A 15806-nucleotide genomic window follows, 5' to 3' on the forward strand; every position below is an offset into this window, starting at 1 on the left:
ACATGGTTCAACTCGCTTTACTGAAAGCTCTGACGCACGCCTTTAGCGCGCGTCAAGATGCGAACCAAGACTCCCACACGCGAGGCGAAGGTGCGTTCGCCGATGTTTTTCAGGCGCTTTCATCCCAGCCAACCGAGCAAACAGCTGGCCAGAACGCTATGCAACTCGCCTCGCGTGATTTTTCCTCGGTTGACGACATCGAAGCAATCGTATCGCCCGACGCAACACAATGGCTAGCGATGCAAGGTGCGCAATTGCAACTGGTAGCCCAGCATGCGCAAGAGCCATCTAAAGGCGACGTTCAGCAGCTGCCAAAACCAGAGCTTGCCGCAACGATGCGGGCGAATAACGCACCTCTCGACCCTTTAACGATCGGCCAACGTGACGTTGCTACTGCCGCCCTAACCAACTCCGGGAATACTAAAGCACTTTCTCACGGGACGAGCCCAGCCCCTGCCGACGGCGTGCAAACACTGGCCCAGGCCACCCCGCACAACAAAACAAATGCAGCCCAGCAAGTTACCGAACAGGCTGCATTAGCCCGTAAAGAAATCGCAGGTACGATTGTAACGACCTCCGCAACGGCGGCTGCGAGCCAAACCAACGGTCAGACACCCATAATGAGCCAAGAGCTGGCACAACATGAACGTCTGCAGCAGCGTGTAGAAGTACCTCGCGGAGTCGAGCAGCAAAACGCTAGTAGCAATGCCGCTGCGCACGATTCCTCTCGTGCGGCGACAGACAACTTAAAAGCAGCGCAAATGACTGCGACCAATGGGAACCGCTCCGCAGAACAACACGTTCCAACATTTACACAGACATCGTCGTCGGCCGCATTTGCAGCTGAAAATTTAAGCGCCGTAGGTACTTCGGCAACGTTGTCGGCGTCGGATTCAGCGCAAACAACCCCATCGCACGCACTCCAAACTATTCAAGTCGTCACCACTGAGCGTGCGCAAATACCTGCTGCGGTGAACCAAGCATCGGTATTACAACCGTCCGTCGGAACTCAAGCGTGGCAAGCGCAACTTAATGACTCCGTCGTGCAAATGGTGATGCGCAATCAGAATGAAATGACATTGCATTTACGGCCAGCAGATCTAGGCCCACTGCAGATTCAATTGATTCAAGATGACAAAGCAACACAATTGCATATCTTGACGCATAGCCAACACGTTCGTGGCGCTCTCGAAAACGCCTTACCAATGTTACGCGAGGCATTGCAAGCCCAAGGCTTACAATTGGCTGACAGTACCGTCAGTCAGCAACAAAGCTCTTGGCAGCAGTCTGGCCAGCAGGAGCAACAACAATCGACTCGACAATCGCCAAACAACCCTTTAGATTTGCGCGAATCCGCCGAAAATAATAATGAAGAAATGGCGGCTAACCAAAGTTCCCGTGTTCCAGATGATGGTCGCGTGGATCTTTATGCATAGATAGGAATGCGTAGAAATAAAGGAGCGCAGTAATGGCAACAAAGAAAGAGCAAGCAGCACAACAAGCAAAATCGAGTTCAAAACTTCTTTATGTACTCGTGTTTTTTATGATGATCCTAGTAGCTTTAAATACTTGGCTACTATGGGACACACGCTCGATTGCAGCGCAAGCAGCAGCCGGGAATGGACAACCTGTCGAGCAGGAAAGTGCTGATCCAGTCTTTCTTTCGATTTCACCGTTTACCGTAAACCTAGCGAGTGATCAATTTGGTCCACGGCTACTTTATGCTGGGCTAACCCTTGAATTACCAAGCGACAAGGTTAAAGAAACCCTTAGCAAAAATATGCCACAAGTGCGCAACCGCTTGCTGGTTTTATTGTCAGGCCAACGTGCAGAGAAAATTGCCCAATCGGAAGGCAAGAAGACGCTCGCACAATCAATTGCTAGCACGTTAAGCCAACCGTACAACGGCGATGAGCCCATTGAAATCAATGATGTGTTATTTACCGAGTTCATCGTTCAGTAAATAGCGCGGAAAATAGTGCAGTAAAGGAAAAACATGAGTAACGGCCACCAACTTTCGCAAGACGAACTTGACGCTATGCTTGCTACGTCCGATGTCGGACGTGGCGAAGCTGCGCCTGATGCGTCGCAAAAGTTGTCTAGTAAAACCAAAAAAAAGGTCTCTCAACAGCCCTTTGATCCAGCCTCTCAGGCACGCATTGTACGTGAGCGCTTACATACTTTAGAAGTCATTAATGAACGGTTTGCGCGCCAGTTTCGCATGAATTTGTTTAACCTATTGCGACGCAACGCCGACATCACTGTAGAATCTGTACGTTACCAACGGTTTAGTGATTTTGCTGAGGCCACGCCCTCACCATCGAATATCAATATGATTTCGATGAAACCTCTGCGCGGAAGCGCATTGATTGTCTTTCCGCATGCACTCGTGTCATTGATTGTCGAAAACCTATTTGGTGGTGATGGTCGCTTTATGACACGTAACGAAGCGCGTGAATTCACTGGCACGGAGCAGCGCATCATCACTCGCGTTCTGAATTTAGCGATGGACGCTTACCAAGAATCTTGGCGTGCAGTACACCCGCTCGACATCAGTTTTATCCGTTCCGAAATACAGTCAAAGTTTGCGACGATTACCAGCTCACCAAGCGAAATCGTGGTCACGACGACATTTCATTTAGAGGTAGGGCAGCTCGAGAGTAATTTCTCGATTTGCATGCCGTACGCAATGGTTGAACCGTTGCGGGAAAAACTAACAAATTTGCGTGCGGATCTTGGCGGTAATCGCAATGACCAGGCTTGGCGGGAACGCATCAGTCATGAGGTGCAACAGTCACATGTCGAGCTTATTGCCGACTTTGTCGAACTGCCACTGCGGTTACCTCAGGTGATGTCGCTCAAACCCGGTGATGTGCTACCTATCGATCTTCCAGAAACTGTCCTAGCGACCGTTAATGGCTTGCCCATGCTGGAATGCGAGTTCGGTAGCACCGATGAAAACCGTGCGCTAAAAGTGAAGCGCGTACTGAATAATCATCGTTTCCCTGATTCAATTTTTAAGGAGCGCAAGAACAGCGTGTTCTCGCCAATGCGCGCCAAGGAGTATGATCATGACGAATAAAGACAAAAGCCAAGAGACGGCTCAAGCAACGGAGCAAACCGAGGATCAAGAGCAACCTTGGGATGAAGCATTAGCGGAAGCGGAAACCACGCATAGCGAAACCGTCGCGAATAGCGCTACAAAGCCGGCAATGAATGACCTTGATCTGATTATGGACATTCCGGTGAAGCTCAGCGTTGAGCTTGGACGCACCAAAATCACCATCAAGCAACTCTTAGAGCTAGCACAAGGGTCCGTCGTTGAACTCGACGGCTTAGCCGGCGAGCCCATGGATATTCTTATCAACGGTTATTTGATTGCCCAAGGTGAGGTTGTCGTCTTAGACGATAAATATGGCATCCGCATCACCGAAATTGTCACGCCATCAGAACGTGTACAAAAGTTGAACCGATAATGACTGCGACCACCTCGCCACAACCTTTAGAAATGACCAGCAGTCTTGCCTTATTTGGGCAAGTCGTCGGTATCCTGTTGCTGATTATTCTACTGATTTTATTTTGCGGCTGGGTTTTTAAGCGCGTTGCTTTAAACGGCAACAATGCACAAAAATGGACAAAAATAGTCAGCGTCAGTCATCTAGGTGCGAAAGAGCGCGTGATGATTGTCGAAGTCGACGAGCGCTGGCTCGTATTAGGGGTAACCCCGCAAAGCATCACCAAATTGCACGAAATGGCCCCACAAGAACTACCCAAGCCGTCGTCGGGATCCTTTGCTACACGCTTCCAAGCGGCTTTACAGCAGCAATTAACAAAGCAAAAAAATAGAGGTTAGTCGAATGCTGCGCGTCGTTCTGTTTGGTTTATTTGTGCTCGCAGTACTGCTGCCCGAAACCGCCTTTGCGCAGTCCATCCCTGGGCCGATAAGCGAGCCTACGGATGACGGCGGCCAACGTTGGTCATTACCCCTCCAAACACTACTTTTTCTCAGTAGCCTTACTTTTCTACCAGCCGTACTGTTGATGATGACCTGCTTCGTTAGGCTCATTATTGTCTTCAGTCTGTTGCGTACTGCAATGGGAACCCAATCTGCGCCGCCCAATCAGGTACTACTAGGTCTGGCACTGTTCTTAACCTTTTTTATCATGGGTCCGGTATTTACTGAGGTTTATAACGTTGCATGGCTGCCATTCAGCCAAGAAAGCATCGGCTTTGAGCGCTTTTTAGAGCTCGCTGGTCAACCCATGCGGGAATTCATGCTGGCACAAACGCGTGAGTCCGATTTAGCCATGTTTGCCGAGCTCGCTGCCGTTGGTCCGATTCAGACCCCTGCTGATGTACCCTTTCAGGTCCTCGTGCCATCGTTTGTTACTAGCGAACTGAAAACCGCTTTCCAAATCGGCTTCACGATTTTTATTCCTTTTTTAATCATTGACTTAGTCGTTGCGAGTGTGCTGATGGCCCTCGGTATGATGATGGTGCCTCCGGCCACAATCTCACTACCCTTCAAACTTATGTTGTTTGTGCTGGTTGACGGCTGGCAACTGCTGATTGGCTCATTAGCCAACAGCTTTTATTTATAGCAAGGTCGCGCAATGACTCCCGAAACCGTCATGACCATCGCTTACCAAGCCATGCTTGTGTGTTTGCACCTTGCTGGACCGTTATTGATAACTGCACTGTTACTCGGCCTATTGATCAGCCTGTTCCAAGCGGCTACGCAAATCAATGAAATGACCTTATCGTTTATTCCAAAAATCCTCGGTGTTTTGGCGGTACTCGTGATTCTTGGCCCTTATCTCTTACAAGTCATTATTGATTTTACGACGCGTCTCTTTACTAACATTCCTAGCATGTTGCAGTAAGGCAGTACGTTATGGTTTCGATCACCTTTGCCCAACTCGAAGCCTGGATAAGTCTATTCTTTTGGCCTTTTTGTCGCTTTAGTGGCTTGCTCCTCATTGCTCCGGTGCTTAGTCACTCCAGCGTGCCGAATCGGGTGAAGCTTGGCGTTGCCGCGATAATTAGCATCATCATTGCACCACTTCTTCCTGCTATTCCCGACATTCCTCTGTTGTCGTGGGCAAGTTTTGGCATTGTCGTCGAACAGCTGATTATTGGTGTTGCCATTGGCTTCGTGATGCAAATTACCTTTGCCGCTGTACAAGCCGCAGGTGAGTATATCGGTTTGCAAATGGGGCTGGCCTTCGCGACCTTCTTTTCGCCCGACAGCGGCGCTAATACGATGATTCTATCGCGCTTTTTTTATGTCTTCGCGACCCTGTTGTTTGTCACGATCGACGGACACCTTATCTTGTTCGAGATCGTAATACGGTCATTTACCTGGATGCCCATCGCAAGCTTCGGTTCCTTCGAAAGCGGCGTCTTTGAATCAATTGCGCGACTTGGGGGGATGGTGTTTAGCTCGGGTATTTTGCTCGCCTTACCGGTCTTTGGTGCGTTGCTCATCGTCAACTTAACCTTGGGCATTTTGAATCGTTCAGCGCCACAGTTAACCGTTTTCTCAGTCGGCTTTCCGATGTCACTGACGCTAGGGATGGTGCTATTAGTTGTGCTAATGACCGAGCTGGGCTATTACTTACAAAACCTATTCCAGCTCGGCTTTAACTTTTTAGATACGCTGTTCGTTGGCCCTTAAAGAAACTTAAACAGACTCATTTCTTTCATCGAAACAAACGTCTTTTGCGCCGCCTGTAAGCCGACAATACGTAAACTGTACTCCGCACTTGCCTCAACATAATTAAGATCGACCAAGTCAGATAACGCTTGCTCATAGGCAAGCTCACGATTGCCACCAATGGTATCGAGGCCATCTAGCTCGTTAAGACGCGCTCCCACTTCGGCACGGGTGGTTAAAACGTTGTCCAAACTATTGTCGAATTGCTGCATTGCCGAACGAATCTGATTGGCGCGATTGGCCTTTTGATTGTCAGTCGCCGCTGGCTGATCAAGAACTGCGATAGCTTGTTCAAAGGTGCGGAAAATATTGGTATTCAAGTCGGCGCCGCGAGCCACTGTGAGCTGATCACCCGCCACTGGAACACCGTTGACCTCGAGCTCAATGCCGTCCAAGGGAATTTTCATCGGATCATTGTAATCAATGGCTGCGCCACCGTTAACGCGGTACTGTAATTGCCCAGCATTTTCTTCAAACGTAATGTCGTATTGTTGGCCGAAATTAGGATCATTAGGGTCAATAATATTCACGTTATCAAAACGCAACGCGCCTTGATTCGCTGCATCGGCTTGCACACCGTAGTTTGCGCTGTTATGCACATTTAGAAATACATCTTGACCGCTATGACCGATCGCCATGCGGCGGTCGCCATCAATTTGCTGTTCACGGACATTGGTATTGCCAACATAGTCGACGGTACCCGCGCCATTTTTGATAAACGGCGCGGTATCATCTTGGTACCCACCAAACAAATAACGGCCATTACCATCACGCGTATTTGCAAGCCCCTGCAGCGACTCATACAGCCCCTTAAGCTCACTCGCTACTGCCGCGCGATCAGGGTCAGCTAAGGTATCGCTAGATGCTTGTACGAGCAGCGTCTTCGCACGTGCATAAACATCGCTAACGGTATTAAGCACGTTTTCTTCTTGTGCAAGTGAATTCCGCACACCAACCCGCGCCTCAGCATACTGCTCAGTTACAGCCTTGGACTGTCTAATATTGACCGCCTGCGTCATCGCCTGCGGATCATCAGCAATATTCACAACTCGCTTGCCACTCGCAATTTGCTGACTGATTTGACTAAACTCGGCCTGTTGTCGGTTCATCGACGACACATTCAAGTTGTACATGGTGGGGGTGCTAATACGCATGTCCAGCTCCGTTATCTAAGCGATAAAATCGTATCAAGCAAGGTCGAGCCAGTCTCGATGACTTTGGCGTTGGCTTGGTAATACTGTTGATAGCGAATAAGGTTCGCCGCCTCTTCGTCAAGATTAACCCCAGACTCAGACTGCTGCAGACCTTCAAGTTGCTCGGTAAGCCCTTGCTGCGCAGCCATATTGGCTTGCACCACATTGATCTGGTTGCCGAGACTACTAATCATAGCGCCGTAGGCTTGGCTCACCGTCGCATTACCTTCGACGATCAAGTCACCTTGCAGTTGACTCAATGCCAGCGCATTGCGGTTATCACCGCTCGCATTCGACTGCGCGGCCGCGAGCTCAGAGCCTTCGGTAAGCAATAAGTCAAAATTAGCAGCTTGCTCGCGCAAAGGATTCACGCGGAAGCGATCGCCATCAACCAATGTTCCGGCATCAAAGGCAACTTCAAGACCATTAAACGACAAGGTATTCGTTCCTGCGTCAAAGGTTGCGGCGACTTGTTTACCGTTATCTAACCGCGTGACTTCTAGCCCAGTTGCGGTTTGCTTAACATCGTAACCCGTCGCCAGCAAGGCTTGCGGGTCAGTAATGGTCGTCGTTGCGGTCGCGGTTCCCGCATTTTGAAGGTTGGTGTTGGTGACCGTCTGTCCGAGCGAGAACATTGCCTGCCCCGGCTGCTGGTTAAGGTCGGTACCCGCCATGTGTTGCTCATTAAAGGCCGAGGCAAACGCCACGACCATCTGACCCAATTGGTCACGAATCTTATCTAAGCTTTGCGCGCGAAACTCCAACAAACCAGCTACAGCACCGCGACTAAAAACGCTGTCTTTCAATTGTACTGGATTGCCCGCCACGTCGTTGTACATAATGCTTACCCGCGATGGGTCGGCAGGATCAGTCACTGTTTCCAGTTGATAAACACGATCACCTGCAACCAACGGCGAACCATTGCTTAACGATAGGGTATACGAGCCTGACTTTTGCTCATAAACACGCACATCCATCTTCTGACTCAGTTCGTGGACTATTTGATCACGTTGGTTCAATAGGCTGTTTGGTGCGACCCCAGAAACGGCGCGAGCCATCAGAATTTCTTCGTTTAAAGAAGCCACCTGACCAGTCATTGTATTAATTGCGTCGACTTCAAACTTAACTTGCGAGTTTACGCTGGTCTCGATGTCGCGCAGATAGTTATCAAAAGAGCGAAACTGAGCTGTAAGCGTACTTGCGGTGCCAAGCACGCCTTCGCGTGCTGATGGGTCAGCCGGATTGCCAGCAAACTGGCTTAGCGCACCAAAAAACTTTTCCATGACCGCATTCAAGCCCGAGCGCTCATCGGACAAGACATTGTCAATTTGGCGTACCTGAGAATAGTAGGTTTCCAGCGATTCATAGCTGCCACTTGCAGCGTTCAGGCGCGTCGCCACAAACTGATTGAACTGCCGCGTGATGCCATCGACTTCAACACCTTGCATACGGTTCTCGGAGAGGTTCACCAACTCTCGATTATAGCCGTCAGTGTTGACGTTACTGATGTTGTTACTGGTGGCGTAGAGACCCGCTTGCGCTGCGCGCAAACCACTTAAGCCAATTGAAAAAATGCTCATGCAATCATTCCTCTGCAACTTACTTTTAGCATCGGCCGAAACAGCAAAAACTTAAGCGTTATTTTGCTTTTTGTTGTAACTCGCCAAGTAACTGCTCGGCAAGGCCAATGCCGCGTTGCGCAAGCTCGCTCGAAAATTGTTGGTCTAACATGTCAGTGTAAGTGCGCATAGCATTACTGCTAAAGAACTCTGACTCACCACCCGCTTGCCGCATGGTTTTCATCATCTGCTGGATAAACAGCGCTTCGAATTGTTGCGCGGCTTGTTCAGCAGCTTTCTCGGGATTTCGTTGATTCAACGTTTTTAACGAATCCAGTTGCTTACCATCCATTGCTACACCATGTAGTGCACTCATATCTGCCATTAGATAATCTCCAACTCGGCACGCAAAGCGCCCGACGTTTGCAACGCTTGCAAGATCGCCATTAAGTCATTTGGCGTCGCGCCAAGGCTGTTCAATGCATCGACAACAGCCATTAAATCGACGCCTTCAACAACCCGTAACGTCCCCGCTTCTTGTTCAATAGTAATGTCGCTGGTGGTACCCACCACAGTATCGCCACCACTCAATGGTCCTGGCTGACTGACAAATGGCTCAGAGCTGATGGTCACCGACAAGTTTCCGTGGGCAACGGCTGCTTGGCGCAACCGCACCGGCCCACTAATGACTACGGCACCGCTGCGCGAATTCAACACCACACGAGGTGACTGCGCACTTGGATTGACGTCCAGTTGTTGCACTTGCGCCATAAAACGCACACGTTGGCTTGAATCGGTTGGCCCCTGTAGTTGCAACGTGCCGCCGTCTAAGGCTTCCGCAGTTCCGAAACCAAACTCTTGATTGATGGCATCCATCATGCGCTGGGCAGTGGCAAAGTCAGGTTGCTTGAGATTCAATTGCAGCATGCCGGCATTGCGGCCCAAATCCAGCGCCACTGAACGCTCGACAATAGCACCGCCGGTGATTCGTCCACCCGCCTGTTGATTAATCACCGCCGATGCCCCTTGTGCTTCAGCGCTGACGCCATTGATAAGTAGATTACCTTGTGCCAAGGCGTAAACTTGCCCATCAACACCTTTGAGTGGCGTCATTAATAATGTGCCGCCGCGTAAACTGCGCGCATTACCCATCGATGACACCACCACATCTAGGCGCTGCCCGGGTCTCGCAAATGCCGGCAACGTCGCGGTCACCATTACTGCCGCCACATTACGCAATTGCATATTGGTTCCTGGCGGAATCGTCACTCCTAGCTGTGACAACATATTCACCATACTTTGCCCAGTAAACGGCGCTTGCATCGTTTGGTCACCACTGCCATCGAGGCCCACAACTAGGCCGTAGCCAACAAGGTTATTGGGCCGTACGCCAGCAAAGTCGGCTAATTGCTTGATAGGTTCGGCACCGGCAATTTCGCTAGTGAGCAATAAAGCGAGTAAGAAGAAAGCCTTTTTTACAGACAACATAACGACATGACCTCGTTTGCTTTACAGTGGCGACACGTAATTGAAAAAGCGCTGTAACCAGCCCATGCGCTGTGCACCGGTAATGTAACCATCACCGATATACTCTAAGCGTGCTTCGGCGACGTGGGTCGATAACACAGTATTTTGGCCACTCACCATGCGCGGATTGACGATTCCTGAAAAGCGGATGAACTCTGTGCCTTGGTTAATCGCAATTTGTTTTTCACCACGCACCTGCAAGTTTCCGTTAGGTAATACTTGCGTGACTTGCACGGTAATAACGCCCGAAAATTGGTTGGATGCACTCGAGCCGCCGGAGCCATTGAAGTCATTAGCGCTGCCAACTTCAAAGCCATAATCAGCCAGCTCTTGGAGCACATCCGGTAGTCCTTCAAGATCAACTCCCATATTGCTTGAGCGGCTGGCATTTGACGACGACGATTTCGTCGCATTGACCTGCTCTTCAAGGACAATGGTAATCACATCACCGACCAGACGCGGACGTTGATCTTCAAACAAGGGAACGTAACCAATCTGGGCCTGGTAGATAGAACCATTCGCTTCTGCTGGCTGCGGTGCAGGGATCGCGACAGGTTCGTAAGGCTCAACGACCACGGGCTCGGGCACTGAAGAACAACCGACCAACCCAAGCAACGCAATAATGTAAAGATTTACGAACCGCATGTGCACAACTCCTCAGCGTTTAAAGCTGACCTAAACGCGCCAGCATTTCATCGCTGGTTGAAATCGCACGGCTGTTAATTTCGTATGCGCGTTGGGTCTGGATCATGTTGACCATTTCTTCCACAACGTTCACATTCGATGCCTCGACATACCCCTGATACAAGGTGCCTGCGCCGTTAAAGCCTGGTAACGCCTCAACCGGCGCTCCTGACGACTGTGTTTCGACGTAAAGGTTGCCGCCCCGAGCTTCCAACCCAGCATCATTCATAAACGTGCTCAACGTCACTTGCCCAACTTGGTTACCCAGTGGGCTACCGGGTTGGGTCACCGTTACAATACCGTCTTGCCCGATGGTGACGCTCAGCGCATTGGCAGGCAGAAAAATCGCTGGCTCTAAAGGCAATCCGTTAGCGGTCACCATTTGTCCATCTTCATTAATCTGAAAGCTTCCGTCGCGTGTGTATGCGCGCGAGCCATCAGGCATCAATACTTGGAAGTAACCTTTACCGTTAATCGCGAGATCCCGAGAGTTACCGGTGTTATTCAGCGCACCCTGCGTATGCAAACGCTCGGTTGCGACCGTGCGCACCCCAGAGCCTACTTGTAGGCCTGAAGGTAATGAATCTTGCGCGTTATTCAGCGCGCCTGGTTGGCGCATGTTTTGATACAGCAAGTCTTCAAAAACTGCGCGCGAACGCTTAAAACCTGACGTGTTGACGTTTGATAAGTTGTTGGTAATCACATCAAGCTGTTGTTGCTGGGCAGTTAACCCGGTTTTCGCGATCCATAATGACTTAATCATGGGTAACCCCCTTTAACCTTTCACCGATAGCAAGCTGTTGGCCTGCTGAGCAGATTCATCTGCGGTTTTGATAACATTCATATTAAGTTCGTAACGTCGCTGGGTATCAATCATCGCCACCATGGCTTCAACCGCATTGACGTTGCTACTTTCCAAGGCGCCCGAGCGTAAACTACCGTTTTCATCGCGCGCCAATGGACCGCCCGTCAACGACTGAAACCAGCCGTCTTCGCGCCGTTCAAGTTGATTGGGTTGATCGACCCGTACTAATTTCATGCGATCAAAAGGAACCAGTTCATTCGGATCACCACCAAGCCCAATACCGCTTATGGTGCCGTCATCGCCAATGGATAACTGTGTTCCCATCGGTATCATGATCGGCCCACCATCGCCCAGCACCGGCATGCCGTTAACGCTTAACTGGCCATTGGCATCAACTTGCAAGTCACCACGCTTGGTGTAAGCCTCGCCAGCTGGTGTTTGTACCGCCAGCCAGTTGTTTTCCGCCAAAGCAACATCAAGCTCACGCTCGGTCGTTTGCAGTGCGCCTTGCTGGCTGTTGAATAGCCCCGTTGCGGCAACCGATGCCACGCGCGTATCATGCACACCGACGCCGTTTATTGGGACAGCTCGCGCTGCAGCAAGCTGCGCACGAAAGCCTGTCGTCGAAACGTTGCTTAAATTGTGCGTGACCACCGTCTGCTCATCGAGCGTTTGGCGCGCACCATTCATTGCGGTATAGATCATTGCGTCCATCGGTTTACCCCTTCAGTCTTACTTCAACTGCATGGTTGTCTGTAAGGCTTCATCCTGTGCTTTGATGCTTTGCGCGTTCGCTTGATAGTTACGCTGCGCAATGATCATGGCGACCAGCTCTTGCGTTAAGTCGACGTTTGACGCCTCTACTGCACCAGACATCAACGAACCAAACTGACCTTCACCAGGAACTGAAAGAATCGGGATACCCGAGCTTTTTGTTTCAATCCAAGCATTACCACCAACTGACTTTAAGCCTTCAAGACTTTGGAAGTTTGCTAAAGCTACGGTACCTAACGTCACCTGTTGTTCGTTTGAATAAGTGCCGATAATGCCGCCATTTTCATCGACTGCAACTTGCATCAACGTACCTGACACATAACCATCTTGAGCGATTTCTGTTTGTTCGAACTGATTCGCAAATTGGGTAGTGCCATCAAGTTCAAACTCGACTGACATATTTGCCGCACCAGCGCCAGGCGCAAACGTAAAGGCATCCATGTTTGTTTGGTTAACCAGCAAGCCATTAGTGTCGAAGTCAATTTGTCCCACTTCAGGAGCCAGCTCACCGCCACGTGAAATACGCACTTCCCACTGGTTATCACCGATTTTGGTAAAGTACATCATGCTTGGGTGCGCATTACCCAGCGAGTCGTACATGGTGATTGAGTTTGCATACGAGTAGGTGTCTGAATCGTTCATATCAAACGTGCCGGCAGGCAAAACAGGGCTTCCTGCATCGAGGTTGAAGACACCCGATACGTTCGCTGTTGGGTTCGCCTCAAGTCCAGCAGAAGGAATTTGCAGAACTTCAGGTTGACCACCGAAGCCCTCGCCGCGTGGATAACCGGTTAATCGTGCGCCGTCTGCGTTGACAATGTAGCCGTTTTTATCAATGGTGAACTGACCATTACGAGAGAACTGGATTTGGTCTTGCTGATCCAAGCGGAAAAAGCCTTTACCGGCAATCGCTATGTCCATGTTACGTGACGTCGCTTCGATGTTGCCATCACTGAAGTCTTGGAAAATACCAGCTACTCGAGTACCCAAACCCACCTGCGCACTGGCGTATACGTCAGCAAATTGTGCGCGGGCTGATTTGAAACCAACCACTTGTGAGTTCGCAATGTTATTACTAACGACATCAAGATTTGTTGCCGCTGCGCGTAAACCTGAAAGTGCTTGTGAAAAACCCATAATCGAGCTCCTTAAATGATTTGCCGTACGTCTTGTAAACGCACCGGTTCAAAAATTCCGCCTAAGTCCAAACGAACGCCATCTTCAGCGCTGTTACTTACCGCAATAACCTGAGCGTAATTAAATGTTTCTGAAGTGACAGCTTGCTCACCATTGTTTGCTTCAATCGCAAAACGGTATGCACCTGCGGGTGCAGTATTGCCGTCGTTCATTTGACCGTCCCAGGTAAACGTTTGCGTACCTGAGCCAACACTGCCAAGATCCATCTGTCGAACTAACATTCCGCTTTCATTGAAAATATTGACCTTTACGCTTTCAGCTGCACTGTTGAGCTCGAAGCCGAACGGCGTAATGTCATTGGCTTCCGCGCCAACCATGATGCGCTGCCCTGGGACCAACACTGCCCGACCAATCATGGCCGAGGCTTGCATCGCTTGACCGGCTTCAATTTGGCCATTGATGTTTTGCATTGTCGTGTTCAATGACTCGATTCCGCTAACCGTGTTGATTTGCGCTAACTGCGAAGTCATTTCGTTATTTTCCATTGGGTTCAATGGATCTTGATTGCGCAATTGCGTGACCAACAAGGTCATAAAGTTGTTCCGCATGCTCTCGCTATCGGATGCAATTTGCTCAGATTTCGGTGCTTGGTTGATTTGATTCAGCACATTACTGTCGATGGTATTCATCGCGCCTCCTAGCCTTTACCGATGGTGAGTGTACGCATCAGCAAATCTTTATTGGTGTTCATTACCTCAACGTTTGCTTGATAAGAACGGCTGGCAGAAATCATATTCACCATTTCAGCAACCGGATCGACATTTGGCATCGCCACGTAACCTTCGTCATTCGCAAGCGGATGCCCAGGCTTGTACTCCATACGAGGAGGGGCTTCGGAAGCTACGACCTCTTTTACCGCTACTCCGCCACTGGCTAACTGTTGCTCAAAAATCACTTGCTTCGCTTTGTACGGTTCACCATTTGGCCCAGCGACACTATTCGCATTCGCTAAATTGCTCGCGGCCACATTCATCCGCTTGGATTGCGCAGACAGTGCTGAGCCAGAAATATCTAAAATAGAGAAATCAGCCATTTGCTAGCTCCTATTGCTCAGGTTGCATGGCCTTGCGCAGGCCGCTGATTTTGTCATCCATAAACTGAATGTCCGCTTGATAACGCAGTGAATTTTCAAGAAACGCCGCGCGCTCCCTGTCCATATCAACAGTGTTACCATCAAGGCGATTCTGCGCTGGATTACGATACATAAGATCGACATTGGGGGTGTTCGAGACGCCTACTGACATATGCCCCGCATGGGTTTTAGCCACCCCAACAGGCGCGCTTTGTTGTGCTGTTGCGCGTTGCAATTCAGCTTTAAAATCAAAGTCGCGGGCTTTATAGTTAGGCGTGTCCGCATTCGCGATATTATCGGCCAATACACGTTGCCGCTGTTCACGTAACGCCAAAGCTTGTTGTTGAAATTGTAGTGCGTTCGATAACTTGTCAATCATGACTAAACCCTCCATCACACGATGCAGAGTACAGCGGTCAATTGGAAGACAAAGCAAAGAAAAGGGGATTTTTTAAGTCCTATTTCGAACGTTTTAAAAAGGCACACCTGCTTATACTTTGTGCAGTTCTTATGATAAATAGGTTTTGATATGCGTTTTCGCAGGCTGGCCTCGCTGTGGGTCTTGCTGATAATAAGTGCGCCAGCAATGGCTGACGAGCCTTCTTGGCAAAAAAGCGTAACGAGCTTTTTGCAGCGCCATGCTGACCCTGCTTACCAAAACATTGAAGTTAGCATCCGCAACGCGGATACCGCTGCGCTTTATTTCAATGCCTGCAGCCAACCGTTACTCAGTTTTACGCATCGCCCAGATAAGGTATTGGGTCGTGTCGTTCTCAAGGCGAGCTGTGAAGCTTCAGCACAACGACCGCTTTTTCTCCAAGTCGACGTTTCAGCGAGTGCGAGCTACTGGGTGACAGCACGTGCCATTGCGGCGGAGCAAAATTTAACGGCGGCGGACGTCAAATTGGTAACGGGTGATCTGCGTAAGCTACCGCAAGATGTGTTGCTTGCCGAACACGTATCATTACAGAGCCTTACCTCGAACTGGTCACTACGCCGCTCGATCAACGCAGGTGCAGCACTTACCGAGTCGCTCCTCAACCGAACAAACGTGATAAACTATGGCGACATGATTACAGTGCACTATGCTGGACATGGGTTCCACGTGGAACAGCAAGCAAAAGCTTTAAACCAAGGTGCTATCGGCGATATCATTCGGGTGCAGTTGCAAAATCGTAAAACGCTGAACGTTAAAGTCGTCGGTGAGAACAAGGCTGAAGTTGCAAAATAATTTTTCGCTTCTACCCTAAAGAAATGTGCTGAGCCGCCGATAGTTAAG

The 15806-nt window shown here is 49.9% G+C and carries 20 protein-coding genes; 9 read left to right on the forward strand and 11 right to left on the reverse strand.

Features of this window, described 5'->3' with window-relative positions; translation table 11 throughout:
* Nucleotides 1-2 precede the first annotated feature (2 nt).
* The 8 genes from NV375_RS08820 to fliR are packed head-to-tail and all read left to right on the forward strand — an operon-like array spanning nt 3 to nt 5677.
* Complete coding sequence (locus NV375_RS08820; RefSeq protein WP_258807821.1) at nt 3-1436, forward strand: flagellar hook-length control protein FliK; 1434 nt, start codon at nt 3-5, stop codon at nt 1434-1436.
* Nucleotides 1437-1468: 32 nt separating this feature from the next.
* A complete protein-coding gene (gene fliL / locus NV375_RS08825) occupies nt 1469-1963 on the forward strand; it encodes a flagellar basal body-associated protein FliL (protein WP_258807822.1) in 495 nt (164 codons plus the stop codon).
* A gap of 33 nt (nt 1964-1996) precedes the next feature.
* Nucleotides 1997-3082, forward strand: a complete 1086-nt coding sequence (gene fliM / locus NV375_RS08830) for a flagellar motor switch protein FliM (protein ID WP_258807823.1) — start codon at nt 1997-1999, stop codon at nt 3080-3082.
* On the forward strand, nt 3072-3476 hold the full coding sequence (gene fliN / locus NV375_RS08835; RefSeq protein ID WP_126772313.1) for a flagellar motor switch protein FliN: 405 nt from the start codon (nt 3072-3074) through the stop codon (nt 3474-3476). The genes fliM and fliN overlap by 11 nt, the downstream gene beginning before the upstream one ends.
* Nucleotides 3476-3853 (forward strand): flagellar biosynthetic protein FliO, encoded by a 378-nt coding sequence (fliO, locus tag NV375_RS08840; RefSeq protein ID WP_258807824.1) that lies wholly within the window; start codon nt 3476-3478, stop codon nt 3851-3853. Before fliN ends, fliO begins: the two co-directional genes overlap by 1 nt.
* 4 nt (nt 3854-3857) lie before the next feature.
* Nucleotides 3858-4601 carry a flagellar type III secretion system pore protein FliP gene (fliP, locus tag NV375_RS08845; protein WP_126772319.1) on the forward strand — a complete coding sequence of 248 codons (744 nt, stop codon included), beginning with the start codon at nt 3858-3860 and terminating at the stop codon, nt 4599-4601.
* A 12-nt stretch (nt 4602-4613) separates the two neighbouring features.
* Entirely contained in the window at nt 4614-4883 is a 270-nt protein-coding gene (gene fliQ, locus NV375_RS08850; RefSeq protein ID WP_258239644.1) for a flagellar biosynthesis protein FliQ, read from the forward strand.
* 11 nt (nt 4884-4894) lie between these two features.
* A complete protein-coding gene (gene fliR, locus NV375_RS08855; RefSeq protein ID WP_258807825.1) occupies nt 4895-5677 on the forward strand; it encodes a flagellar biosynthetic protein FliR in 783 nt (260 codons plus the stop codon).
* Here fliR and flgL read toward each other — a convergent pair.
* Genes flgL through flgB form a run of 11 tightly spaced genes read right to left on the reverse strand, consistent with a single transcriptional unit; the run spans nt 5674 to nt 14906 of the window.
* Nucleotides 5674-6870 (reverse strand): flagellar hook-associated protein FlgL, encoded by a 1197-nt coding sequence (gene flgL, locus NV375_RS08860; protein WP_126772328.1) that lies wholly within the window; start codon nt 6868-6870, stop codon nt 5674-5676. The genes fliR and flgL overlap by 4 nt on opposite strands.
* An 11-nt stretch (nt 6871-6881) precedes the next feature.
* Nucleotides 6882-8489, reverse strand: a complete 1608-nt coding sequence (gene flgK / locus NV375_RS08865) for a flagellar hook-associated protein FlgK (protein WP_258807826.1) — start codon at nt 8487-8489, stop codon at nt 6882-6884.
* Nucleotides 8490-8547: 58 nt separating this feature from the next.
* Nucleotides 8548-8853 (reverse strand): rod-binding protein, encoded by a 306-nt coding sequence (locus NV375_RS08870; protein ID WP_126772333.1) that lies wholly within the window; start codon nt 8851-8853, stop codon nt 8548-8550.
* Nucleotides 8853-9956 carry a flagellar basal body P-ring protein FlgI gene (locus NV375_RS08875; RefSeq protein WP_258807827.1) on the reverse strand — a complete coding sequence of 368 codons (1104 nt, stop codon included), beginning with the start codon at nt 9954-9956 and terminating at the stop codon, nt 8853-8855. Before NV375_RS08875 ends, NV375_RS08870 begins: the two co-directional genes overlap by 1 nt.
* Nucleotides 9957-9977: 21 nt before the next feature.
* Nucleotides 9978-10640, reverse strand: coding sequence for a flagellar basal body L-ring protein FlgH (locus NV375_RS08880; protein ID WP_258807828.1), 663 nt, complete (start codon nt 10638-10640; stop codon nt 9978-9980).
* A 19-nt stretch (nt 10641-10659) separates the two neighbouring features.
* Nucleotides 10660-11442 carry a flagellar basal-body rod protein FlgG gene (gene flgG / locus NV375_RS08885; protein ID WP_258807829.1) on the reverse strand — a complete coding sequence of 261 codons (783 nt, stop codon included), beginning with the start codon at nt 11440-11442 and terminating at the stop codon, nt 10660-10662.
* 12 nt (nt 11443-11454) lie between these two features.
* Nucleotides 11455-12198 (reverse strand): flagellar basal body rod protein FlgF, encoded by a 744-nt coding sequence (locus tag NV375_RS08890; protein WP_258807830.1) that lies wholly within the window; start codon nt 12196-12198, stop codon nt 11455-11457.
* An 18-nt stretch (nt 12199-12216) separates the two neighbouring features.
* The gene (gene flgE / locus NV375_RS08895; protein WP_258807831.1) at nt 12217-13395 is read right to left on the reverse strand and encodes a flagellar hook protein FlgE; all 1179 of its coding nucleotides are present in this window, start codon (nt 13393-13395) and stop codon (nt 12217-12219) included.
* Nucleotides 13396-13406: 11 nt separating this feature from the next.
* Nucleotides 13407-14084: a flagellar hook assembly protein FlgD gene (locus NV375_RS08900; RefSeq protein WP_258239637.1), complete on the reverse strand. Its 678-nt coding sequence runs from the start codon at nt 14082-14084 to the stop codon at nt 13407-13409.
* A gap of 8 nt (nt 14085-14092) precedes the next feature.
* A complete protein-coding gene (gene flgC / locus NV375_RS08905; RefSeq protein WP_126772349.1) occupies nt 14093-14488 on the reverse strand; it encodes a flagellar basal body rod protein FlgC in 396 nt (131 codons plus the stop codon).
* A 10-nt stretch (nt 14489-14498) separates the two neighbouring features.
* Nucleotides 14499-14906: a flagellar basal body rod protein FlgB gene (gene flgB, locus NV375_RS08910; protein ID WP_258239636.1), complete on the reverse strand. Its 408-nt coding sequence runs from the start codon at nt 14904-14906 to the stop codon at nt 14499-14501.
* A 150-nt stretch (nt 14907-15056) separates the two neighbouring features.
* Between flgB and flgA the strand changes: the two genes are divergently transcribed.
* The gene (gene flgA / locus NV375_RS08915) at nt 15057-15758 is read left to right on the forward strand and encodes a flagellar basal body P-ring formation chaperone FlgA (RefSeq protein WP_258807832.1); all 702 of its coding nucleotides are present in this window, start codon (nt 15057-15059) and stop codon (nt 15756-15758) included.
* Nucleotides 15759-15806: the final 48 nt, after the last annotated feature.

It is taken from the genome of Pseudidiomarina sp. CB1, assembly GCF_024752025.1.
GTDB lineage: Bacteria > Pseudomonadota > Gammaproteobacteria > Enterobacterales > Alteromonadaceae > Pseudidiomarina.